This window comes from Pseudoalteromonas sp. (assembly GCF_036960685.1).
Lineage (GTDB): Bacteria > Pseudomonadota > Gammaproteobacteria > Enterobacterales > Alteromonadaceae > Pseudoalteromonas.
Genome location: NZ_JBALXK010000016.1, coordinates 18,598 through 42,068, shown reverse-complemented (window position 1 = coordinate 42,068; position 23,471 = coordinate 18,598). Strand labels below are relative to the sequence as shown.

21 protein-coding genes are annotated in these 23,471 nt (G+C 40.7%); 18 read left to right on the top strand and 3 right to left on the bottom strand.

The annotated features are described in order from the left end of the window. Positions 1–7 precede the first annotated feature (7 nt). The 7 genes from dnaN to V7783_RS13800 all read left to right on the top strand — a co-directional run bounded on the left by dnaN (position 8) and on the right by V7783_RS13800 (position 9,975). Positions 8–1,111, top strand: a complete 1,104-nt coding sequence (gene dnaN, locus V7783_RS13830; protein WP_064668257.1) for a DNA polymerase III subunit beta — start codon at positions 8–10, stop codon at positions 1,109–1,111. A gap of 6 nt (positions 1,112–1,117) precedes the next feature. Next, positions 1,118–2,212, top strand: a complete 1,095-nt coding sequence (recF, locus tag V7783_RS13825; protein WP_064668258.1) for a DNA replication/repair protein RecF — start codon at positions 1,118–1,120, stop codon at positions 2,210–2,212. A 12-nt stretch (positions 2,213–2,224) separates the two neighbouring features. Beyond that, a complete protein-coding gene (gene gyrB, locus V7783_RS13820; protein ID WP_335679209.1) occupies positions 2,225–4,651 on the top strand; it encodes a DNA topoisomerase (ATP-hydrolyzing) subunit B in 2,427 nt (808 codons plus the stop codon). A 142-nt stretch (positions 4,652–4,793) separates the two neighbouring features. Beyond that, positions 4,794–5,696 carry a glycine--tRNA ligase subunit alpha gene (gene glyQ, locus V7783_RS13815; protein ID WP_335679208.1) on the top strand — a complete coding sequence of 301 codons (903 nt, stop codon included), beginning with the start codon at positions 4,794–4,796 and terminating at the stop codon, positions 5,694–5,696. A 2-nt stretch (positions 5,697–5,698) separates the two neighbouring features. Further along, a complete protein-coding gene (gene glyS / locus V7783_RS13810; RefSeq protein ID WP_335679207.1) occupies positions 5,699–7,768 on the top strand; it encodes a glycine--tRNA ligase subunit beta in 2,070 nt (689 codons plus the stop codon). 59 nt (positions 7,769–7,827) lie between these two features. Beyond that, positions 7,828–8,277: a hypothetical protein gene (locus V7783_RS13805; protein WP_335679206.1), complete on the top strand. Its 450-nt coding sequence runs from the start codon at positions 7,828–7,830 to the stop codon at positions 8,275–8,277. A gap of 72 nt (positions 8,278–8,349) precedes the next feature. Continuing rightward, positions 8,350–9,975 (top strand): KAP family P-loop NTPase fold protein, encoded by a 1,626-nt coding sequence (locus tag V7783_RS13800; RefSeq protein WP_335679205.1) that lies wholly within the window; start codon positions 8,350–8,352, stop codon positions 9,973–9,975. A gap of 6 nt (positions 9,976–9,981) precedes the next feature. On the opposite strand, the gene tusA is transcribed toward V7783_RS13800, so the two are convergent. The 3 genes from tusA to fadB form a co-directional block, all read right to left on the bottom strand. Beyond that, positions 9,982–10,221, bottom strand: coding sequence for a sulfurtransferase TusA (tusA, locus tag V7783_RS13795; RefSeq protein ID WP_335679204.1), 240 nt, complete (start codon positions 10,219–10,221; stop codon positions 9,982–9,984). A 201-nt stretch (positions 10,222–10,422) separates the two neighbouring features. Then, positions 10,423–11,592, bottom strand: coding sequence for an acetyl-CoA C-acyltransferase FadA (gene fadA / locus V7783_RS13790; protein ID WP_335679203.1), 1,170 nt, complete (start codon positions 11,590–11,592; stop codon positions 10,423–10,425). Positions 11,593–11,596: 4 nt separating this feature from the next. Continuing rightward, positions 11,597–13,756, bottom strand: a complete 2,160-nt coding sequence (gene fadB / locus V7783_RS13785) for a fatty acid oxidation complex subunit alpha FadB (protein WP_335679202.1) — start codon at positions 13,754–13,756, stop codon at positions 11,597–11,599. Between the two features lie 193 nt (positions 13,757–13,949). On the opposite strand from fadB, the gene V7783_RS13780 reads away from it, so the two are divergent. From V7783_RS13780 to V7783_RS13730, 11 genes are all read left to right on the top strand, one after another. Then, positions 13,950–15,836, top strand: coding sequence for a transglycosylase SLT domain-containing protein (locus V7783_RS13780; RefSeq protein WP_335679201.1), 1,887 nt, complete (start codon positions 13,950–13,952; stop codon positions 15,834–15,836). Between the two features lie 76 nt (positions 15,837–15,912). Then, positions 15,913–17,235: a Xaa-Pro dipeptidase gene (gene pepQ / locus V7783_RS13775; protein ID WP_335679200.1), complete on the top strand. Its 1,323-nt coding sequence runs from the start codon at positions 15,913–15,915 to the stop codon at positions 17,233–17,235. Positions 17,236–17,296: 61 nt separating this feature from the next. Further along, positions 17,297–17,911 (top strand): YigZ family protein, encoded by a 615-nt coding sequence (locus tag V7783_RS13770; protein WP_335679199.1) that lies wholly within the window; start codon positions 17,297–17,299, stop codon positions 17,909–17,911. A 51-nt stretch (positions 17,912–17,962) separates the two neighbouring features. Beyond that, the gene (locus tag V7783_RS13765; RefSeq protein ID WP_335679198.1) at positions 17,963–19,414 is read left to right on the top strand and encodes a TrkH family potassium uptake protein; all 1,452 of its coding nucleotides are present in this window, start codon (positions 17,963–17,965) and stop codon (positions 19,412–19,414) included. 71 nt (positions 19,415–19,485) lie between these two features. Next, positions 19,486–20,166, top strand: coding sequence for a flagellar brake protein (locus V7783_RS13760; protein ID WP_335679197.1), 681 nt, complete (start codon positions 19,486–19,488; stop codon positions 20,164–20,166). A 443-nt stretch (positions 20,167–20,609) separates the two neighbouring features. Further along, a complete protein-coding gene (locus V7783_RS13755; RefSeq protein ID WP_335679196.1) occupies positions 20,610–20,822 on the top strand; it encodes an EF-hand domain-containing protein in 213 nt (70 codons plus the stop codon). 77 nt (positions 20,823–20,899) lie between these two features. Then, positions 20,900–21,118, top strand: coding sequence for a hypothetical protein (locus V7783_RS13750; RefSeq protein WP_064668274.1), 219 nt, complete (start codon positions 20,900–20,902; stop codon positions 21,116–21,118). Between the two features lie 148 nt (positions 21,119–21,266). Beyond that, on the top strand, positions 21,267–21,479 hold the full coding sequence (locus tag V7783_RS13745; RefSeq protein ID WP_169021409.1) for an EF-hand domain-containing protein: 213 nt from the start codon (positions 21,267–21,269) through the stop codon (positions 21,477–21,479). Between the two features lie 169 nt (positions 21,480–21,648). Beyond that, on the top strand, positions 21,649–22,242 hold the full coding sequence (locus V7783_RS13740) for a DUF998 domain-containing protein (protein ID WP_335679195.1): 594 nt from the start codon (positions 21,649–21,651) through the stop codon (positions 22,240–22,242). 110 nt (positions 22,243–22,352) lie between these two features. Then, complete coding sequence (locus V7783_RS13735) at positions 22,353–22,751, top strand: GNAT family N-acetyltransferase (protein ID WP_169021407.1); 399 nt, start codon at positions 22,353–22,355, stop codon at positions 22,749–22,751. Between the two features lie 15 nt (positions 22,752–22,766). Beyond that, the gene (locus tag V7783_RS13730; protein WP_335679194.1) at positions 22,767–23,231 is read left to right on the top strand and encodes an OsmC family protein; all 465 of its coding nucleotides are present in this window, start codon (positions 22,767–22,769) and stop codon (positions 23,229–23,231) included. The last annotated feature ends 240 nt before the right edge of the window (positions 23,232–23,471 follow it).

Sequence of the window (23,471 nt, the reverse complement as noted above, 5' to 3'; positions counted from 1 at the left end):
CTTTATTATGCAAATAACTATATCAAGAGAACAATTTTTAAAACCTTTGATGCAAGTGTCGGGTGCAATTGAGCGCAAACATACCTTGCCTATTTTATCTAACGTTTTGTTAGAGGTTGAAAATGGTGAACTTTCAATGACAGGGACAGACCTTGAAATTGAACTTGTCGCAAAGGTTTTTGTTGGCGATGATACCGCCGATGCTAAATTGACTTTGCCAGCTAAAAAATTACTCGATATTTGTAAAAGTCTGCCAGACGGTTCAGATTTAACGTTGAGCAGTCAAGATCACCAATTATTATTGACCAGTGGTAAAAGTCGTTTTTCATTAACCACACTTGCTGCTGAAGATTTTCCTAATCTTGAGCAATGGGATGGTGAGGTTGAGTTTCAACTTACTCGCTTAGAACTACGTAAGTTATTAGAAAGCACTCATTTCTCAATGGCTAATCAAGACGTACGTTATTATTTAAATGGTATGTCGTTTGAAGTTGATAATGCGGATATTAAAACAGTGGCAACAGATGGCCACCGTTTAGCGATTGCGCAAAAGCAATTACCGCAATCATTAAATACTCAGCGTCAGCTAATTATTCCACGTAAAGGCGTGCAAGAAATTATGCGCTTGATGGTTGCTGATGATGAATTGGTAACCATTCAATTTGGCGCTAATCATATTCGTATTTTAGATACTGAATTTACTTTTACTAGTAAATTAGTCGATGGCCGTTTTCCTGATTACCGCCGAGTATTACCGCGTGGTGGCGATAAAGTGATTACTGCTAATCGGGAATGGTTACGCAGTGCTTTTCAACGTGTATCTATTTTATCAAACGAGAAGTTTAGAGGTGTACGCTTAAACTTATCGAACGGACTATTAAAAATTACTGCCAACAACCCAGAGCAAGAACAAGCTGAAGAGGTGGTTGAAGTTAGTTACCAAGGCGATGATTTAGAAATTGGCTTTAACGTATCGTATGTTTTAGATGTATTAAATACATTAAAAACAGAAGACGTTTTATTTACGCTTGCTGATTCGAATAGTAGTGCGTTGATTGAAGGTGCCGGCGATGAAGAAGCCATGTATGTTGTTATGCCAATGCGCTTATAAGGCACTATGAGTTTAAGTCATTTGAGCCTCAATAATTTTCGTAATATTGAGGCGATCACTGTAGAGCCAGTGAATGGTATTAATGTAATTTATGGTGAAAATGGCAGTGGCAAAACCAGCCTTTTAGAGGCTATTTATTACCTTTCTCATGGCAAGTCTTTTCGTACGCCAAAGCACAAAAGTATCATTCAACACCAGAAAGAAAAATTTACCATTCATGGTCGCAAGTCACTTTATAACTTATCGATACCGATTGGTATTAGTAAGACATTAAGTGGCGAGACTGAATTAAAAATACAGGGTAAGTCCAGTCGTCGCGTGTCTGAACTTGCCCAGTTAATGCCAGTACAAGTGATCACCCCAGAAAGTTATTCATTATTTTTTGGTGGTCCAAAAGAGCGCCGTAAGTTTTTAGATTTAGGATTGTTCCACGTGGAACAAGATTTTTTTTACTTATGGCAATCTTTTAATAAAGTTTTAAAACAGCGTAATGCATTGCTGAAAAGCAAGCCTAAGAATTATTTTGACCAAATCAAGTTTTGGGATAAAGAATTTGTTAGACTGGCAGAACAAATAAATAATTTACGAATTGCGTATATAAGTAGGTTTAAGCAGCAATTTTTTGATAAAATGTGTGCAGAATTAACGCTTATACGCGATTTAGAAATAAGTTTTTATGCGGGCTGGAAAGAGAGCGAATCTCTAACTGAGGCGCTTGAGCAAAGCTTTGAGCGCGATAGTCGCCAAGGCTTTACCAACAAAGGCCCACATAAAGCAGATTTCAGTTTTAGTGTCGCTGGCAACAGTGTGGAAAATACCTTTTCACGTGGTCAATTGAAACTATTGCTTTATGCGTTAAAAGTAACGCAAAATAGTTTGATTGAGTCAGAGACAGAAAAGCAATCAATATTGCTAATAGATGATCTACCTTCAGAGTTAGGGGAAGATACGAAAGAGAAAGTAGGACAATTATTGTCACACTGTAGCTCTCAAATATTTATCTCTACAATTCAATCTGAAAGTATTTCTGCTGTGGTGGAACCCATGCAACGAGAACTACAAATGTTCCACGTGAAACATGGCAACCTAATAACAAGATAAGTGGGATTAACCATGTCTGAGAATTACGATTCGTCGAGTATTAAAGTACTAAAAGGATTAGACGCAGTAAGAAAGCGTCCTGGAATGTATATAGGGGACACCGATGATGGCACAGGCTTACACCACATGGTGTTTGAGGTCGTTGATAACTCTATCGATGAAGCTTTAGCAGGTCATTGTGATGACATCTACGTTACTATTCATTTAGATGGTTCAGTCTCAGTTCGAGATAACGGCCGTGGTATTCCAACTTCAATTCATGAAGAAGAAGGTGTGTCAGCTGCTGAAGTAATCATGACGGTACTGCATGCCGGTGGTAAGTTTGATGATAACTCTTATAAAGTATCAGGTGGCTTACACGGTGTTGGTGTTTCAGTAGTAAACGCGCTTTCAGAAAAGTTAAAGCTTACAGTACGTCGTGAAGGCAAGCTGCATGAGCAATTTTACACTATGGGTGTTCCTGACGCGCCATTAGCTGTAATTGGTGAATCAGAAACAACAGGTACTGAACTACGTTTTTGGCCAAGCGGTGAAACATTCACAAACCTTGATTTTCATTATGATATTTTAGCTAAACGCTTACGTGAATTATCATTTTTGAATTCAGGTGTGAGCATCATTTTAAATGATGAACGCGAAGAAAATAAAACTGACCACTTCAAATATGAAGGGGGTATTCGTGCCTTCGTTGAGTACTTAAACCGTAATAAAACGCCAGTTCATAAAGGTGTTTTCCACTTCACTCACGAGCGTGAAGAAGATGGTATTAGTGTTGAAGTATCAATGCAGTGGAACGACGCATTCCAAGAAAACATCTATTGTTTTACTAATAACATTCCACAACGTGATGGCGGTACTCACTTAGCCGGTTTTAGATCTGCGCTTACTCGTACGCTAAATAACTATATGGAAAAAGAAGGCTTTAACAAAAAAGCTAAAACAACCAGTAATGCAACAGGCGATGATGCCCGTGAAGGCTTAACTGCAGTTGTAAGTGTTAAAGTTCCAGATCCTAAGTTCTCTTCACAAACAAAAGACAAGCTAGTATCTAGCGAAGTTAAGTCTGCTGTAGAGCAAGCAATGGCTGAAAAATTCACTGAGTTTTTATTAGAAAACCCAATGGATGCAAAAATCGTTGTAGGTAAAATCATTGATGCGGCACGTGCCCGTGAAGCGGCTCGTAAAGCGCGTGAAATGACACGTCGTAAAGGCGCAATGGACTTAGCCGGTTTACCGGGCAAGCTAGCCGATTGCCAAGAAAAAGATCCAGCGCAATCAGAACTATACATAGTGGAAGGGGACTCTGCTGGCGGATCAGCCAAGCAGGGTCGTAACCGTAAGAACCAAGCGATTCTGCCACTTAAAGGTAAAATCCTAAACGTAGAAAAAGCACGTTTTGATAAAATGTTGTCTTCACAAGAAGTCGCAACATTAATCACAGCTCTTGGTTGTGGTATCGGCCGTGATGAGTATAACCCTGAAAAGTTACGCTATCACCGCATCATTATCATGACCGATGCTGACGTCGATGGTTCGCACATTCGTACGCTACTATTGACCTTCTTCTATCGTCAAATGCCAGAAATCGTTGAACGTGGTTATATTTATATTGCTCAACCACCACTTTATAAAGTGAAAAAAGGTAAGCAAGAACGCTATATCAAAGATGATCCTGCATTAGTAGATTACCTAACCTCATTAGCCTTAAATGGTGCAGCACTTTATACCAGTGCCGATGCTTCAGCTCTTGAAGGTGAAGAGTTAGAAAAAGTTGTTCACGATTATCAAAATACAGTTAAGGTCATTGAGCGCTTAAAACGTAAATATCCGAACACGGTAATGGAGCGTTTAATCTATCAAACAGAGCTTAATGAAGCTGACCTAGCTGATGAAGCGAAAGTAATAGCTTGGACTAAAGAGCTTGTTGATGATTTAGTTGACCGCGATGAAGATGCAACAATCTTTGCTGCTGCAACTGAGCATGACACTGAACGTAACTTATTTTACCCAGTGATCAATATTCGCCAACACGGTGTAGATAAAGCACATGTACTTAATCATGACTTTATCTCTTCACGCGATTATAAGCGCATTGCAGTGACAGGTACTAACATTGCAAATATCCTTGAGGAAGGTGCGTATATTCAGCGTGGTGAGAAAACATTAGCTGTTGATAACTTTGTGGATGCATTGGAATGGTTAATTGCTGAATCTAAGCGTGGACTCTATATCCAGCGCTATAAAGGACTCGGTGAGATGAACCCAAGCCAGTTGTGGGAAACTACCATGGACCCGTCAGCGCGTCGCATGCTGCAAGTAACCATTGAAGATGCGGTTGGTGCAGACCAATTATTCGCAACCTTAATGGGTGACCAAGTAGAGCCGCGTCGTGAGTTTATTGAAACTAACGCACTACGTGTAGTGAACCTTGACGTTTAATTCTCGTTAAGAATAATGAAAGGAGCCAAATGGCTCCTTTTTTATTGGCCGCAATTGCACAAACTGCTTAAAACATGACTACGCACAAGGTATACTGAGGGTAATTTTCACGCTACATCACAGCAGATACTAAAAGCCAAATATGCAAAAATATGACGTTAAAACCTTTCAAGGTTTGATCCTGGCTTTACAGGATTACTGGGCACAGCAAGGTTGTGTCATTATTCAGCCACTTGATATGGAAGTTGGCGCGGGTACATTCCACCCACAAACATTTTTAAAGTCGATTGGCCCAGAGCCGATGTCGAGCGCGTATGTACAGCCATGTCGTCGTCCTACTGATGGTCGTTACGGTGAGAACCCAAATCGCCTGCAACATTACTATCAGTTTCAAGTAGTATTAAAACCATCGCCAGAGAACATCCAAGAGCTTTATTTAGGCTCTTTAGCCGCTGTTGGCATTGATACCCTAACTGACGAAGTACGCTTTGTAGAAGACAACTGGGAGTCACCAACATTAGGTGCTTGGGGTCTTGGTTGGGAAATTTGGTTAAATGGCATGGAAGTAACACAGTTTACTTATTTCCAGCAGGTCGGTGGCATAGAGTGTTCGCCAGTAACAGGTGAAATCACATACGGTCTTGAGCGTTTAGCTATGTACATTCAAGGCGTAGATAGTATCTATGATCTAGTTTGGGCTGATGGTCCAATGGGACGTGTTACTTACGGTGACGTATTCCATCAGAATGAAGTTGAGCAATCAACTTACAACTTTGAACATGCAAATGTAGAAGACTTATTCGCACAGTTTGATAAATGTGAAGCCGAAAGCCAAAAGCTAATTGAAGCAAGCCTACCATTACCCGCTTATGAGCAAGTAATGAAAGCATCGCATGCATTTAACTTATTAGATGCACGTCACGCGATTTCAGTGACAGAGCGCCAACGTTATATCTTACGTGTTCGCGCGTTATCTAAAGCGTGTGCACAAAGTTATTATGATAAACGCGAAGCGCTTGGTTTCCCGCTGTGTAAGGATAAGTAAGCATGTCAGCACAAAATTTATTAGTAGAAATTGGCACTGAAGAGTTGCCACCAAAATCATTGCGTAAGCTTGCTGAAGCATTTGCAGCAAACTTAACCGCTGAGCTTGAGAGCTTAGAGCTAGCTCACCAAGGTGTGAGTTGGTATGCATCGCCACGTCGTTTAGGTTTACAAGTAACCGCGCTTGAAGCACAACAACAAGATAAAGAAGTTGAAAAACGTGGCCCGGCAACTAAAGCCGCATTTGATGCAGATGGTAATCCAACTAAAGCAGCAATAGGTTGGGCACGTGGTTGTGGTATCGAAGTAAGTGAAGCGCAAACACTTGAAACCGACAAAGGTGCTTGGTTGTTACACATCGCAAAAGTAGCAGGGCAACAAACAACGGCATTAATGAATGACGTTGTAAATAAAGCGCTTGCGAAATTACCTATCCCTAAACCAATGCGTTGGGGTGCGAATAAAACACAGTTTATTCGTCCAGTTCATACCGCAACTATTTTGTTTGGCAGTGAGTTAATCGAAGGCGAAGTGCTTGGTAAAACGATCAGCAATCAACTGCAAGGCCATCGTTTTCATCACCCAGAAAAAATTAGTATTAACCATGCTGATGATGTTTTTGAGGTGCTTAAATCTGCCTACGTTGTTGCTGATTACCAGCAGCGTAAAGCACAGATCCGTAGCCAAATTGAAGCCGCAGCAAAAGCAGTAAATGCAGTTGTTGCAATGGACGAAGATTTACTTGAAGAAGTAACATCGTTAGTTGAATGGCCTGTCACATTGACAGCTACATTTGAAGAAGCGTTTTTAGATGTACCAGCCGAAGCGCTGATCTACACCATGAAAGACGACCAAAAATACTTTCCGTTATTAGATCAAAACGGCAAGCTACTTAATAAGTTTTTATTTGTTTCAAACATCGAAAGCAAAAACCCAAGCGTGGTGATCTCTGGTAACGAAAAAGTAGTACGCCCACGTTTAGCGGATGCACAGTTCTTCTTTGAAACTGATAAAAAGAAAACCCTAGAAAGCCGTTTAGAATCGCTGGATAGCGTACTGTTTCAAAAGCAGCTTGGTACACTTAAAGATAAGTCTGAGCGTATCAGTGAATTGGCAGGTTACATTGCTGAGCAACTGGGTGGCGATAAAGCACTGGCTGAGCGAGCAGGTTTATTGAGTAAAACAGACTTAATGACTGAAATGGTCATGGAGTTTACCGATATCCAAGGCGTAATGGGAATGCATTATGCACGCCATGATGGTGAAGCCGAAGACGTTGCGGTTGCCCAAAACGAGCAATACATGCCACGCTTTGCTGGCGACAGCTTACCAACAAACGTGATCAGTTGCGCCGTCGCAATTGCTGATAAGTTTGACACACTGGTGGGTATTTTTGGTATTGGCCAAGCACCAAAAGGTGATAAAGACCCGTTTGCACTTCGTCGTGCTGCCATTGGTGCACTACGTATCATGGTAGAAAAAGAGCTATCACTTGATATTTTAGATCTTGTTGCCAAGTCACAAACTCTGTTTGGCGATAAGCTAACTAACTTAAATGTATCTGCAGATGTATTTGAATTTATGCTTGGTCGCTTCCGCGCTTGGTATCAAGACGAAGGCATCGAAATCGATGTTATTCAAGCCGTACTTGCACGTCGTCCAACGAAACCTGTTGATTTTGATCGTCGTGTTAAAGCGGTAAGTCACTTCCGCACATTAGACGCCGCAGAAGCGCTTGCAGCGGCTAATAAGCGCGTAAGCAATATTCTTGCTAAGAACGACATCACCAGTCAAGGCACTGTAGAACAGAGCTTGCTAAGTGATGATGCTGAAAAAGCCTTAGCATCACAAGTGGCTAAATTTGCTACCGAGCTAGCACCACTTTATGCCGCTGGTAATTATCAAGAAGCACTGACACAATTAGCAGGTATCCGCGAAAGTGTAGATAACTTCTTTGATAATGTGATGGTAATGGCGGACGACGAGGCCGTGAAGCAAAACCGTTTAGCATTACTTAGCCAATTAAGTGGCTTATTTTTAGATATTGCTGATATTTCTGTATTGCAGAAGTAAGTTCAGCTTAGCTTAAAAAGCCAGCAGCTATGCTGGCTTTTTTTTATAAGGGATAACCGATGAAACGTATATTAACAGTGGCTATGGTTGCGCTATTAAGTGCTTGTTCAAGCCAAATACAATTACCAGATATTAGCGACGTACTGCCAGATCAAGAGCTTGATCGCAGCATGTACTTACGTGGTGATTTCAATTTATGGGATGCGGAAACGCAATACGAATTTGCCCAAGTTGCACCTGCGCTATACCAAGCAAATGTAAAATTCTCAACACCAGGCAAAGTATACGAATTTAAAATTGCCGATATGGATTGGAGCGCAGGTTATAACTGTGGATACAGCGAACAAGATCCGTCTGGCCAAGCGTTGACTCTTGGACAAAGTGTTATCGCCGATTGTGACACGACCTATAACTACTTCAGCTTCACCCCAGCAATAAAAGGCAGCTACATTGTTAGCATCGATTATAGTGACTATGATCAACCGAAAGTGACGATAACCAAGAAGTAAGAGCTGTAAGCTATAAGCCGTCAGCTTTCAGTTGCCCGAGTGAATTGATAGATTTGTGACAAGGACGTTAGAATGAATACTAAGCAGTGGAAAGAAGAAGTAAAAATTGATGGTGTTACTTATCCTGCAGATCAGTTAAATAGAAAGCAAGATGCTGAACTTCTGACTAAAATTCTTGTTCGCCGCTCAAACTCGAATAGAGAAAAGCCTAATAAATCTTCTTATGTAATTAACGTTAATGCTGAATGGGGCGCAGGTAAAACTTATTTCGTAAAACGTTGGGCTGAAGACTTAAAGCACGAGCATCCTGTAGTGTATATAGATGCTTGGTCAAATGACTTTATGGATTCACCCATTATTACCGTTCTTGCTGAAATTCAAGAGCAACTATTAGAAACAATTAACAAAAGTTATTTAACTAAAGCCAAAAGAAAAAGCTTTAAGAATATTGGTATATCAGTATTACCTAAAATTCTAGCTGCGTTAGTTAAACGCTATGGTGGATTTGATATTGAAGATTTATTTGTTGATGAAAGCTCTGACACAGAAGCTACGCCATCAACACAAAGCAGTAAGTCATTAGATTTATCTGCAGCAATGGAAGCTATGGCATCTCAAGCATTCAAAGAGCATAGTGATTATAAAAAAGGCGTAAAAGAACTAAAAGCGACAATAAAAGAGTTAGTTAAATACTCTATTGAAAAACCTAAAAATGGACTGCGAGCAATAGCTCGTGATTATCCAGCTTTCATTTTTATTGATGAATTAGACCGCTGCCGCCCAACTTATGCAGTAGAAATGCTAGAAGCTATAAAGCACATCTTCGATATTGAAGGGTTAGTAATAGTTGTTTCAACACATACAGAAGAACTGCAGCACACAATCAAAGCATTATACGGGAGTGATTTTAATGCAACTGACTACCTTAAGCGGTTTTTTGATACTAAGTATCACCTTGACGTTAGCGTATCTGCAAGCTTAATAAAAGCTAACTGTGATATTTCAATACTTAATGATGGTGGATTGAATGGTCGAGGGGTAATTTTATTTCCTTATGTTCTTAATGATAATAATGAATTAAAAGAAAATGTATTGCTTTTAATTGCCTCCATTGCTAGCTGGCAGGAGTTGTCTCCGCGAACGGCTATTCAATTTGCTGAACGATTGCTCACTTCAATAGAGTTAGTAGAGAGCCATAAAACTATAGATATTGTACTTTTATCTGTCCTGTTGTGTCTTTATGTAACTAGCAATCCTGAATATGATGACATTATTACAAAATTAAAATTAGATAATCCAAATTTTGATATGCAAACTAGGAGCTCAAAGTTACGCCTTGCTGGGCAGAACTTCGATTTAGAAAACTCACTAGAGAGCCTAATAACTAATAGTGAAAAAACAAGTCTATTGGAGCAACAGCTCTATTTATCAGAGTATGAAACTAATAATTTTAAGTGCAAAAGTGCTAGCTTTAAAGGCTTCAACTTCTTGTTATATGTAAAGGCAATTAAGAGAGTTCTAAATCGTAAAGAAATTAATAATACTGGCTATTTAAGGAGCTTTGGTTATGACGGAAGAGGTCCAATTGACAACAGTAAGTTGTTGGAAGCCTATATGACATATTATGGTTTAAATAAGTGTCAAATTACCTATTACTTGAATTTAATAAGCTTAACAAATAAATTTGCTGATAGCTGATAGCTATTACAACCCTTTCTTCACTAAGTACCTATACGGCAAGGCATCTACTTCTTTAGCTATTAGGGTGTGATCCATAAACCGGCAGAAGCTGGGGATGTCGCGGGTGGTGGAGGGGTCGTCGGCGATAATTAATAAGGTTTCGCCATTTTCCATTTTGCGTACCGCGCTTCTGATCATCATTACAGGCTCTGGGCAGCGTAGGCCGATGGCGTCTAATTGGTGATCGGGGTTATCAAAACTCATGGCGGTGACCTTAAAGATAGTGGCGCTTAACGATTGATTTAAGGTTGCTAGTTTAACGGCCTAATCGCAATAAATAAAGTCACATCACGAATGCATATTCGGCCATAAAGGTAATTTGAAAAAGCACATAAAAAAGCCGCGTTGATTTATAAATCAGCGCGGCTTTTTATCACCAAGAGATGGTTAACGTGTTTCAGCTAATTAATCTTGAACACGTTCAAAAACGGTGGCGATGCCTTGGCCTAAACCAATACACATTGTCGCTAAACCATAGCGTGCGTTTTTGTCTTCCATTAAGTGAATCAGTGAGGTGCTAATTCGCGAGCCTGAACAACCCAGTGGGTGGCCAAGGGCGATTGCGCCGCCGTTAAGGTTCACTTTTTCGTCAACGACATCTGCAAGACCTAAGTCTTTCAATACTGGTAATGATTGTGCTGCAAACGCTTCGTTAAGTTCAGCTACGTCGATATCATCAATAGTGATACCAGCTTGTGCAAGTGCTTTTTTACTCGCTGGTACTGGGCCGTAACCCATGATTGATGGATCGCAACCAGCAACCGCCATTGCTTTAACACGTGCACGAATTGGCAAGCCTAATGCTTTAGCTTTTTCTTCGCTCATTACTAACATTGCTGATGCGCCGTCAGAAAGTGCAGAAGAGGTTCCTGCTGTTACTGAGCCCGACGCCGGATTAAACACAGGGCGAAGCTGTGACAAGCCTTCTACGGTTGTTTCTGGGCGAATTACTTCGTCATCTTCAACTAAAATCAGTGAGCCGTCTGCGTCATGACCTTCCATCGCAAGAATTTCACGGCGGAAACGTCCTTCAACTGTTGCTGCATGAGCACGCTGATGCGAGCGGTAAGCAAACTGATCTTGCTGTTCACGGCTAATACCGTGAATAGTGGCAAGGTACTCAGCAGTTAAACCCATAGATCCTGATGCTTGTGCAATTGACGTTGCTAGGCCTGGGTGAAAATCATTACCGTGAGTCATTGGCACGTGGCCCATGTGCTCAACACCACCAATTAGGTAAGTGTCACCGGCGCCGGTCATAATTGCGCGAGCTGCGTCATGCAATGCTTGCATTGATGAACCACATAAACGGTTAACGGTTACCGCAGGTACAGTGTGCGGAATGCCAGCAAGTAATGCGGCATTACGAGCAACGTTAAAACCTTGCTCTAATGTTTGTTGTACACAACCCCAATAGATGTCGTCAATCGATGCTGGATCAACCGCTGGGTTGCGATCAAGTAGGCCCTTCATTAAGTGAGCACTTAAATCTTCAGCACGCTTATTTTTAAATACACCGCTTTTTGAACGGCCCATTGGCGTACGGATACAATCTACAATTACTGGAATATTCATGGTCTTATCCTTCCACCTTATAGAAAACACGGCCTTCTTCAGCCCATTTACGAGTTTGTTCTGATACTTGGTAAATCGCACCAAGATGAGCGTATTTGTCTGCCGTAGCAACAAAGTTAGCCAGTCCTGTTTGATCTAAGTAACGGAACGCGCCGCCTCTAAATGGAGGGAAACCAATACCGTAAATAAGCGCCATATCAGCTTCTTGTGGAGAAGCTATAATGTTCTCTTGCAAGCAAAGCAGTACTTCGTTGATCATTGGCACCATACAGCGGTCGATAATTTCTTGCTTATCAAACTCTTTTGGAGCATCTGTGATTGAGCTAAGTAATTCAACTGCTTGCGGGTCTTGGGCTTTTTTCAAGCGACCACGACGATCTGGCGCATATTGATAGAAACCTGCTTTGTTCTTTTGGCCAAAACGTTTTTCGTTAGCAAAAACAGTAACAGGATCTTTCTCTGCACGAGACATACGCTCAGGGAAACCATCTGCCATTACACCAGTACAATGGTAAGCTGTATCAATACCTACAACATCAAGTAGGTAAGCCGGGCCCATTGGCCAGCCAAATACGTTTTCCATCACTTTATCTACTTTGGCAAAGTTAGCGCCTTCAACAACTAATTTACTAAAACCTGCAAAGTATGGGAATAAAACGCGGTTTACAAAGAAGCCAGGGCAGTCGTTCACAACAATTGGTGACTTACCTAGTTTTAATGCGTAATCAACAACTGCATTAATGGTTTTTTCAGACGTTTTCTCGCCGCGGATAATTTCCACTAATGGCATTTTTGGCACTGGGTTGAAGAAGTGCATACCACAGAAATTTTCAGGCTTCTCAAGGGCTGTTGCTAACTCGTCAATACGAATAGTCGAAGTGTTAGAGGTTAAAATAGTGCCTGCTGGCATGTCTTTTTCAAGTTGTGCTAACACTGATTGCTTAACTTTAGGGTTTTCAACAACCGCTTCAACGATAATATCAGCACTTTGTAAGTCGCTATCGTTAAGGGTTGGTTTGATTTTACCTAAAGTCGCAACCATTTTTTCCATAGCCATATGGCCACGTTGTACTTTTTGGCCAAGTAGCTTAGAGGCTTCACCCATACCTAAATCAAGCGCATCTTGTTGGATGTCCTTCATGATAATAGGCGTGCCTTTATACGCAGATTGGTAAGCGATACCGCCGCCCATAATACCTGCGCCAAGTACAGCAGCTTGATTAATTGTTACATCACTGCCTTTAGCTTGCTTACGAGCTTTACCTTTGATGAACTGATCAGCAAGGAATATACCCGTTTGAGCGGCCGCTTCAGGAGTACGAGCAAGTTTAGCAAAGTTGGCATTTTCGATTGCCATTGCTTCATCTCGAGTACAGTTAGCCGCTGCTTTAATAGTACGTACAGCCATAACCGGAGCAGGATAATGGCCTTTGGTTTTACCCATTACCATACCTTCAGCCATTGCAAAGCTCATACCTTGCTCAACGCGGTTTAATTTAAGCGGTTGTAACTTAATATTACGTTTTGCTTGCCAATCTAGCTTGCCAGCAATTGCTAATTCAAGTGTTGAAATACCTGACTCTAAAAGTTTGTCAGCACTAACTACCGCGTCAACCGCACCTACTTTAAGGGCATCTGCAGCGCGGTTTTCAGTACCTGATGTGATCCAAAGCATGGCGTTATCGGCGCCAACGATGCGTGGCAAGCGGACTGTGCCACCAAATCCAGGCATTATGCCAAGTTTTACTTCTGGAAGGCCAATTTTAGCGTTAGAGCTTGCAACGCGATAATCGGTAGCAAGTACCCACTCACACCCTCCGCCAAGTGCTAAGCCGTTTATAGCGCTTAAAGTTGGGAATGGTAAATCTTCTAATGCATCAAAAACATCAGTAGCATCTTTAATCCAAGTTACTAATTCAGCTTCAGGCTTGGTAAACGTTGGTAAAAACTCGAAAATATCGGCACCAATAATAAAGTGGTCTTTATCACTGGTAAAAATCATGCCTTTGATATCGTTGTTTGCGGCTAATTCTTGTAATGCGCTGGCGCAATCTTTCAAGGTTTGCTGAGACAGTGTGTTTACAGAACCTGCAACACAGAACTTGAACTCGGCGATATTATCCTTGATGAAAGCAACTTCAAAGGAATCGCTTTTATATAACATTATTATTCTCCCTAGTGTGTGAACTAAGACTGGTACGATGAGTTTGCATTTCAATCAGTGTGCTTGCTTTAAATTAAAAATGCAACGAAAAATTTACCCACCAAGCTTTCTACTGGTTAAAATATAGCTTGTTTGGTGCTAAGGTGTAGGAGAAGTGTTTGTCTTTTATTTACCTTTAATATTTAAGGTCATCATGAAAAAACAATTTTTAAGCTTTGCGGCAGCTGCATTATTATTTCCTTTATTTTCTGCCGACGCTAATACAGAACATGACGCATTTTTAGATGCGGAGAAAACAGCTAGATATGGAAGCTATCAAGAGTTTAAGGAAGCTGTTGAGCAACTCGATCACCCATTAAAGCCTTATGTTGAAAAAGCATATTGGCAACGCCATCCAGATATTGAACACCAATCTGAAATTGAGCGTTATTTAACTATTTATCAAAATACGCCTTTAGAATGGCCTGTGCGCAAAGCCTGGTTGCTGAATTTGCAAAAGCAAAATCGCAAAGCGGCTTTTATTAATAATTACCGCGAAACTTCAAACAGTGAATTAACCTGTACTTTTTTGCAATACCAGCTTGATCTAGGAGCGCCTGAAAAAGCCATTATGAATCAAGTGACTGATTTGTGGACTGTTGGTAAGTCACAACCAGAAGAATGTGACCCACTATTTAATACCTGGCGCAAAAAAGGTTATATGAGCCAAGCACTAATATGGCAGCGTATTACTTTGTCTGCGCAAGGGGGATCACAGAGTTTACTGCCTTACCTAAAAACATTATTGCCTAAAAATGAGCAATACCTAGCTGATTTTTATCGTAAAGTACGCAGCGATCCAAGTGCTGCTGCGGGTATGTATCGCTATAAAAATAAAACAGCGAAAGAAGGTGAAATTGCGCATTACGGTATTAAGCGATTAATTTGGCGAGATAAAACCTTAGCGCTTAAAGCATGGGAAAAGCTGGATAAGATGTTTGATTATTCAGACGAGCAAAAAGCCGATGTTTATTATACTTTTGCGTTAGCGCTAGCATCGAGTGGTCACGCAGAAGCACGCTTTTGGTTAAATAAAGTCCCGAAAGATCGTCAAGATCGAAAGTTAATGCAATGGCAATTGGGCAATATGCTGAAAACCCAAGATTGGCCAGGCATCATTGCGTTTTTTACTGGTAAAGAAAACTTAAGTCTCGGTCAGCAATATTGGTTGGCGTACAGTTTAGCGCAACGCGGCGATAATGAACGCGCTAAAGTAATTTGGCAAACCGTAGCGAAAGAGCGCGATTATTATGGCTTTTTAGCCGCTGCACGATTGGGTTTACCGGTTGAGCTTAATAACCAACCCTTGCTTGTTAGTGATAAATTAGTGGCTGATGTAGCGCAGGCGCCTGGTTTTAAGCGTGCAAAAGCCATGTATGAACTTGAACGCTTTACTTCAGCTCGTAGAGAATGGAACTATTTAACCCGCACCTCGAGTGAAGAAGAAAAATTAGCGGCATCAAAACTTGCAGCAGAATTGGATTGGTACGACAGCACTATTTATACCTTGGCGCAAATTAAAGCATGGGATTATGTAGAATTACGTTTTCCATTTGCTTTTCAGGATCTGTTTGAGCGCTACAGTAAGCGCAATCATATTGATGTAACCTGGAGTATCGCTATATCTCGTCGAGAAAGCTCTTTTGCGCCTGATGCGCGCTCTCATGCTAATGCGCGTGGACTAATGCAGCTACTGCCAAGTACTGCAAAATATGTAAATAAAGGCACGGTCTCCAGTAAGCGCTTAAATCAGCCGAAAACTAATATTCGCTTAGGTACTGAGTACCTAGAGTATTTAAAAAAGAAAAATCAGGGTAATGAAATTTTGGCGACGGCTTCGTATAACGCGGGCTACCATCGAATAAAGAAATGGTTACCCGATGAAGCTATGCCCGCTGAGTTATGGATAGAACTTATTCCGTACCGCGAAACACGAGAGTACGTAAAAAATGTCTATGCTTATCGGCAGGTTTACCACACGCGATTAGGTCGTGAGGGAAATATATTGGCACCAATATTGGATATGAAAATGGGTGGCTAAACGGGTGACGTTTAGCACATATATGCGAGTCTATGATAGACTCAGTGCATGTTAAAATTTCAAAGATGGGTTTTCTATGGATAAATTAGCCGTTTTATACGCCGAACATATTGCAACACTGCAGCAGCGTACTCGTACTATTATTGAGCGTGAAGGATTAGAAGGTTTAGTGATCCACTCAGGACAAGCTAAACGCCAGTTTTTAGACGATATGTATTATCCGTTTAAAGTTAATCCGCATTTTAAAGCGTGGTTGCCGGTCATCGATAATCCACATTGCTGGATTGTTGTAAATGGCAGTGATAAACCAAAGCTTATTTTTTATCGCCCAGTTGATTTTTGGCATAAAGTCCCTGATGAACCACGTGACTTCTGGGCTGATTATTTTGATATAGAGCTATTATTACAGCCTGACCAAGTTGAAAAACTGTTACCTTACGACAAAGCTAATTACGCTTATATTGGTGAGTATCTAGAAGTTGCTCAAGCTCTTGGTTTTAGCGTGATGAATCCTGAGCCGGTATTAAACTTTTTTAATTACCATCGTGCTTATAAAACGCAATACGAGCTTGAGTGCTTGCGCCAAGCAAACCGTATTGCCGTAGAGGGTCATAAAGCGGCTCGCGATACTTTCTTTAATGGTGGCTCTGAGTTTGATATTCAGCACGCCTACTTAATAGCAACTCGTCAAAGTGAAAATGAAATGCCATACGGCAATATAGTAGCACTTAACGAAAACTGCGCTATTTTGCATTATACCCATTTTGAGCCGCAGACTCCGCAAACACATCGTTCATTTTTAATTGATGCGGGTGCTAACTTTAATGGTTACGCTGCTGATATTACGCGTACCTATGATTTTAAAAAATCAGGTGAGTTTGCTGAATTAATTGCAGCGATGACGCAACATCAAATAGCCTTGGGGAAAGCATTAAAGCCCGGTATGTTATACGGTGAATTGCATTTAGATTGCCATCAACGTGTTGCGCAGGTACTAAACGATTTTGATATTGTTAAACTACCAGCGGCTGAAATTGTTGAGCGTGGCATTACGTCTACTTTCTTCCCACATGGTCTTGGCCATCACTTAGGGTTACAAGTACATGATATGGGTGGGTTTATGGCTGACGAGAAGGGCACTCATCAAGCGCCACCTGAAGGGCACCCGTTCTTACGTTGCACTCGTTTAATTGAGAAAAACCAAGTGTTTACGATTGAACCTGGGTTATACTTTATTGATTCACTATTAGGCGATCTAGCACAAACCGACAACAAGCAGTTTATTAACTGGGAAAAAGTTGAAGCGTTTAAGCCATTTGGTGGGATCCGTATCGAAGATAACATCATCGTTCACGAAGACACCCTTGAAAATATGACTCGCGATCTCGCATTAGATTGATCGTTTGTCAGGGTTAGAATTGGGGCCTGTCGGCCCCATTTTTGTATAAGTACATAAAATAATGTCTGAATATAATTACCCAGCAGCACCGGTTTTTTATCAAGAAGAGATAAAAAAAAGCACGTTTATTGTGCACATAGCCCACACACCAGATTTAGCATCAGCCAAAGCGTTTATCCGTGAGATTGAAAATAAATACAGTGATGCGCGTCACAATTGCTGGGCACATGTCGCTGGTAATCCCGGTGGCAGCCATGTTTATGGTTTTTCTGATGATGGAGAACCTAATGGTACTGCAGGCAAACCTATGCTCAATGTGTTAATGGGATCTGGGCTCGGCGAAGTGACCGCAGTCGTAACTCGTTACTTTGGTGGCATAAAATTGGGCACTGGCGGCCTCGTTAGAGCATACGGTGGCTCGTTGAATAATGCTTTAGCGCAGTTAACAACGACAGTAAAGGTACCGAGTGTTGAGTTGATTGGCTATAGTGATTACAGTGCTCAAGGGGCAATCGAGCAGTTATTAAAAACACAATTCCAAGTTCTTAATATAGAAAAGCAATTTACTGCTAATATTGAATGGGTTATCACTATTGATAGTCGCCAAGCTGCGCAAGCGATTAAAGATATTTATGATTTGAGTCATGGCGCGGTTGAGTTAAGTATTAAACAGTAAGACAATAACAATACATCAGAACGATTAACTAATAATAAAAGCGATAGCTGCATGCAATTTCGTACCATCATTAAAATTCTCGGCCAACTGGTTGTCCTATTTAGTATTACTATGGTGCCGCCGGCAATTGTATCGCTAATTTATAAAGATGGTGGCGGTGTCCCTTTTGTATTAGCGTTTATCTTTAGCGTTATTATTGGCTTAATTGCTTATTACCCAAATAGGCAAGAGCATGGTGATTTAAAGGCGCGGGAAGGCTTTTTAATCGTGGTGTTATTTTGGTTGGTACTGGGCGCGTTCGCATCACTGCCTTTGATTTTTCTACAAGAGCCTAATTTATCCTTAGCCGATGCGGTCTTTGAGGCCTTCTCTGGTTTAACCACAACTGGTGCCACTGTGCTCACCGGTATTGAGTATTTGCCAAAATCAGTATTGTTTTATCGCCAGCAACTGCAATGGCTCGGCGGCATGGGAATAATCGTACTTGCCGTTGCGGTACTGCCAATGCTTGGTGTGGGTGGTATGCAGTTATATCGTGCCGAAACCCCAGGGCCAGTTAAAGACTCAAAGATGACGCCACGGATTGCCGATACAGCCAAGCACCTTTGGTATATTTATGTATCGCTCACCATAGCCTGTACATTGGCATACTGGGCTGCAGGAATGGATTGGTTTGATGCGATTTGCCATTCATTTTCTACTGTCGCGATTGGCGGGTTTTCCACTTACGACGCTTCTATGGGGCATTTTGATAGCCCATTAATTAATTTTATTTGTGTGGTGTTTTTGATAATTGCAGCGGTTAATTTTTCTCTGCATTATGCCGCAGTATCAAGTCGTAATTTACGTGTGTACCTGCGAGATCCTGAGTTTAAAGTGTTTTTGTTTATTCAATTGGCGCTTGTGGTGGTATGTTTTACCGTGCTGTCATCGAATAATATTTATGCCAATGGCGATGAAACGCTTGATCAAGCACTGTTTCAGGCGGTATCAATTAGTACAACCGCAGGCTTTGCTACCGATAATTTCTCAGCTTGGCCGTTATTCCTGCCAATCCTGCTGATATTTTCTAGCTTTATAGGTGGTTGTGCAGGCTCTACGGGTGGTGGTATGAAAGTAGTGCGGGTGTTTTTACTTTATCTACAAGGAGTACGTGAGCTTAACCGGCTTGTGCATCCTCGTGCTATTTACTCAATAAAACTGGGGCGTAAGGCGTTACCAGATAAAGTCGTTGAAGCTGTTTGGGGATTTTTCTCTGCTTATGCTTTGGTGTTTGTGATCATCATGCTGGCTCTAATGGGCACTGGGATGGATAACATAACAGCATTTTCTGCCACTGCGGCCTGTTTAAATAACTTAGGCCCAGGCCTTGGCGACGTTGCTGCGCATTATGGTGCAATTAGTGACGGCGCTAAATGGTTATTAACCATTGCTATGGTGTTTGGGCGGTTAGAGATATTTACGTTATTAGTGTTGTTCACACCGACATTCTGGCGTGGCTAATAAAGAGTTAGCTATGGTGTTGTATAGCTTGTTATGTGTTCTTAATTAATTATTTGTAGTTGGAAAGGAAAATGCCAAAAACAAGACACCAATTAAATTTAGAAAATCTTGCACTGATCACTGCTGGCAGTATCGTTGATGTTGAAATATTAACGCCAACAAACAGCAAGCGAATTAAAACGGAGTTTGTTGGCTTACTGCATGACCGCTTTGTTATTTTAAATTACCCAACCGCAAAGCGTTTAAGTAATGCTGCAGAGTACTTAAAAGATGGTGCGGTAGTGATTGTTAGAGCCGTACTTGAAAGTGGCGGTGGGCAAGTTATCGCATTTCGACAGCAAGTTATGTCGGTATCATCACACCCCGCACGGCTTATTTATGTAAACTTCCCAACTCAAGTACAACTATTTAGTTTACGCTCAGAAACCCGAATCCCTACTTTATTACCTGCAAAAATAAAACTCAGTGACGAACGTGAGCTGCATGGTGTTATTAAAGATATCTCTGTCACTGGGGTTATGTTTGATGTAAAAGGCCAAGATGATCTCAGCGCACTAAAAAATACCCAGTGTAATATTGTGCTCGATAAAACAAATAAAGGCATCACTGAGTTTAGTGGACAAATATGTAGTATTAAAAGCCGAGCTACAGGCGCGCAGTTTGGAATTCAATTACTTGCCAGTGAAGACGAAATGAAAGCCTTTATGAAAGATCATTTTATAGACCTCTCAGTGCTCGAGCCACTCGTCTAAATCAGAAGATAGTCGCTATTTTGCAACAAAATAGCGACTATCGCGCAATTCAACCTAACCCCTCGCAAATTTATTTTTATTTTCATTATTTATCAATGGCTTAAATGTTTCATTTTGTTTTTGTATTTGCTTCCAGAAGTATTAGTTCTGCTGCTTGTTACTTTACTTCTCTGCAATAAAATGAATCTTATTTAATTTGCGTCTTTTTGATTTCTTTTAATCTATTGATTTTTAATGTGAAAAGTTTCAACTTGCATTCTGTGTTGCTAAAAAGCAACAAAAAGCAGTGAAAATCTCTGCTGAAAAATAATATTTACATTTAAGTTTCTGATTTTAAAGCGTTATAAAATTGTGGCACCGAAGTTGTAATAGTCTAGTTGTACTGAACGAAATGGTGATTATCACTAACGTTCGAAACCATAAACATTGAAGGAATATTAATTATGAACACACTAAATAAAACATTAGCACTAATCGCACTAGCATCTTCATCAGCAGCATTTGCAGGTACTGACTTTGACACGTTAGATATTGATGGCAGTGGTGCAATTAGCCAAAGTGAAGCATCAGTTGATGCTGAGCTAATGAGTAAATTTGCTGAACTTGATACTGACCAAAACGGTGAGCTTTCAAAAGAAGAGTTTTCAAAAGCGTAATTATGATTTTTGACAAGGAACAATGAAAGGGACTTCGTAGCACACAATTTATCATCTCAGGTGAAAGGAGAGAAGTAATGAACACACTAAATAAAGCGCTAGTACTTGTAGCATTAACTTCTTCATCAGCAGCATTTGCTTTTGAAGCGTTAGACTTCGATACGCTGGATGTTGATGAAAATGGTGCAATCAGTCAGGTTGAAGCAGCAGAAGATGCTGAACTTTTAAATAGATTTGCAGAACGTGATACTGACCAAAACGGTGAGTTATCAAAAGAAGAGTATTCAAAAGCTTAATAACTTAATACAGAGTTTATCCTGAGTTGCCAAAGACAACCTAAGTGGGAAAGGAACCCATGATAAAGGATAACAAGGAAGGCTTTACTCGCATTGAAAACCAGTATTGAAACCAATTTTTTGATAGTACATTGAAGGAATATTAATTATGAACACATTAAACAAAACATTAGCATTAATCGCACTTGCATCTTCTTCAGCTGCATTTGCTGCAACAGACTTCGATACCTTGGATGTTGATGGTAGTGGCACAATCAGCCAAAGCGAAGCGTCTGTTGATGCAGAGCTTATGAGCAAGTTTACTGAACTTGATACTGATGGTAACGGTGAGTTATCAAAAGAAGAGTTTTCAAACGCGTAATTCAACCTTCGCGCACAAGGAATCTCGAAAAGGATTTTACATTGATTACGTTCAAAAGCAGCCACCACCCCCGGGCTGCTTTTTTTCTGTTGGTATAATTTGCCAGCAATTTACAGTTTAACTAAATCAGCTTACTATCAAGTTCTTGATTCAAGGATGGACGTTGATTATGTTAAGTTACTTTGGCTTATACTGTGCATTAATTGCCAGTGTCTGGATTGTTGCTGGGGTGTATACCGCAGGCAAGCTTTATCCTGGCTATAGCCATACAAAACAGTTTTGCAGCGAGCTCGGAGCTGCTGGTAGCCCTACAGAAAAACTCTCTCCTATTATTAATAACTACCCACTTGGTTTATTGTTTTGCTTGTTTGGCTGGTATGTCTTGCAACTAGAAAATACCCCTGTATTAATTACATTGGTTGGTTTTCTTGTCATTATTCATGGTGTGGGTACGTGGGTTGCCGGTTATTACCCTATGGATGCGGATCCTCAAACCAAAACACCGACCTTAAGTTGCCAAATACATTCTTGGGCAGGCTTGGTAATGCTGCTGTCTTTGCTGATTGCACCAGTTCTTGTTGCTGCAAGCTCATATGCTAGTATTTCATTTCGGCTTTTTTCAATTTTGTGTGTGGGTATTAGCGGCTATCTTGTAATTTTGTTGGCAAGTGCTTTTAAGCAACAAGCTAATGCCGGCTTGTATCAACGGCTTGCCTATGGTGTGCAATTACTATGGTTAAGCGCATTTTCGTTAGTGATTTAATTTTAATATAAGATTTCAATGACAAGTGTTACTTGGTGAAACACTTACACAAAAGTTAACCAGATATTGAATGACGGAGGTTAGGCTTAGTGAGGAGTATTAGATATACCGTGGAACTGAGCTGCCCATCTTTAGAAGAATTTCTCTTATTAAGAGAAAAAGTCGGTTGGGGTAAAGTCGATGCTGATTTGGCACAGACTAGTTTAAACAGCTCGTTATTTCATGTAGTGATCCGGCTGGAGGGGCTACTTGTTGGTATGGGTCGTGTAATCGGTGATGGTGGCTTATTTTTTTATATTCAAGATGTTGTTGTCGATCCAGAGTTTCAAAGGCAAGGTATTGGTGCGTTGATTATGAATAATATAGAAATGTATTTGGCGGGGGCAGCAAAAAAAGGTGCAACCATCGGACTGCTCTCAGCTAAAGGTAAAGAATCTTTTTATGCTCGTTACGGATATTTAAGTAGGCCGGATAAAATGCTGGGCTGTGGAATGTGTAAATTTAACTAGAGTGGGGAAATTGAAATGTCTGAGTATGTAGCAAGTGTTGTCTGGTCTCGCCAAGCAAATGAGTTGTTTATCGATAATAAATATAGCCGAGCTCACCAGTGGCAATTTGATGGTGGAGCAAGGGTTGATGCATCTTCTGCTCCTGATATAGTGCCATTGCCGTATTCAGTTGCAGAAAATGTTGATCCAGAAGAAGCGTTTATTGCTTCGCTATCCAGTTGTCATATGTTGTTCTTTTTATCTATTGCAGCGAAAAATAAACTTACGGTTGATAGCTATCAGGATGACGCGGTTGGTTTAATGCAGCAAACTAGTAATGGCCGTATGTCGATGACGCAAGTCACTTTAAAGCCTTGTGTGCAATTTGCAAATAATGAGCAACCTAGCATAGTGGATTTGGAGGCCATGCATCATCAGGCTCATGAATTGTGTTTTATCGCCAATTCAGTGAAAACCGCTATTGTGATTGAAATTGTCTAACCTTAACTAAATCCTGTCATATCGTTGCTATTGTTTTCGCATAATGGCAACAATTTCCTCTTTTTAAATTAAAACCTCTGCTTTTTTTACTTATTTCGCGAAATTTGTTTTTATTTTTATTAAATTTCAGTCGGTTATAAATTAAAAAATATTTATTTTTTATCAATTAAATTTACTGTTCAGTTGTGGTTTGGGTCTCGGGGCTAGAAAATTCAACTGTTTTTGCTAGTGCAGCTGTTT

Bases quoted from the DNA above. Each gene is read 5' to 3' on its own strand.
- glyQ (WP_335679208.1), top strand. From the start codon at position 4,794: ATGCAAAAATATGACGTTAAAACCTTTCAAGGTTTGATCCTGGCTTTA.
- V7783_RS13770 (WP_335679199.1), top strand. From the start codon at position 17,297: ATGTCTGAATATAATTACCCAGCAGCACCGGTTTTTTATCAAGAAGAG.
- fadB (WP_335679202.1), bottom strand. From the start codon at position 13,756: ATGTTATATAAAAGCGATTCCTTTGAAGTTGCTTTCATCAAGGATAAT.
- V7783_RS13780 (WP_335679201.1), top strand. From the start codon at position 13,950: ATGAAAAAACAATTTTTAAGCTTTGCGGCAGCTGCATTATTATTTCCT.
- V7783_RS13750 (WP_064668274.1), top strand. From the start codon at position 20,900: ATGAACACACTAAATAAAGCGCTAGTACTTGTAGCATTAACTTCTTCA.
- glyS (WP_335679207.1), top strand. From the start codon at position 5,699: ATGTCAGCACAAAATTTATTAGTAGAAATTGGCACTGAAGAGTTGCCA.
- fadA (WP_335679203.1), bottom strand. From the start codon at position 11,592: ATGAATATTCCAGTAATTGTAGATTGTATCCGTACGCCAATGGGCCGT.
- V7783_RS13765 (WP_335679198.1), top strand. From the start codon at position 17,963: ATGCAATTTCGTACCATCATTAAAATTCTCGGCCAACTGGTTGTCCTA.
- V7783_RS13745 (WP_169021409.1), top strand. From the start codon at position 21,267: ATGAACACATTAAACAAAACATTAGCATTAATCGCACTTGCATCTTCT.
- V7783_RS13805 (WP_335679206.1), top strand. From the start codon at position 7,828: ATGAAACGTATATTAACAGTGGCTATGGTTGCGCTATTAAGTGCTTGT.
- V7783_RS13755 (WP_335679196.1), top strand. From the start codon at position 20,610: ATGAACACACTAAATAAAACATTAGCACTAATCGCACTAGCATCTTCA.
- V7783_RS13800 (WP_335679205.1), top strand. From the start codon at position 8,350: ATGAATACTAAGCAGTGGAAAGAAGAAGTAAAAATTGATGGTGTTACT.
- gyrB (WP_335679209.1), top strand. From the start codon at position 2,225: ATGTCTGAGAATTACGATTCGTCGAGTATTAAAGTACTAAAAGGATTA.
- recF (WP_064668258.1), top strand. From the start codon at position 1,118: ATGAGTTTAAGTCATTTGAGCCTCAATAATTTTCGTAATATTGAGGCG.
- V7783_RS13760 (WP_335679197.1), top strand. From the start codon at position 19,486: ATGCCAAAAACAAGACACCAATTAAATTTAGAAAATCTTGCACTGATC.
- dnaN (WP_064668257.1), top strand. From the start codon at position 8: ATGCAAATAACTATATCAAGAGAACAATTTTTAAAACCTTTGATGCAA.
- V7783_RS13730 (WP_335679194.1), top strand. From the start codon at position 22,767: ATGTCTGAGTATGTAGCAAGTGTTGTCTGGTCTCGCCAAGCAAATGAG.
- V7783_RS13740 (WP_335679195.1), top strand. From the start codon at position 21,649: ATGTTAAGTTACTTTGGCTTATACTGTGCATTAATTGCCAGTGTCTGG.
- pepQ (WP_335679200.1), top strand. From the start codon at position 15,913: ATGGATAAATTAGCCGTTTTATACGCCGAACATATTGCAACACTGCAG.
- tusA (WP_335679204.1), bottom strand. From the start codon at position 10,221: ATGAGTTTTGATAACCCCGATCACCAATTAGACGCCATCGGCCTACGC.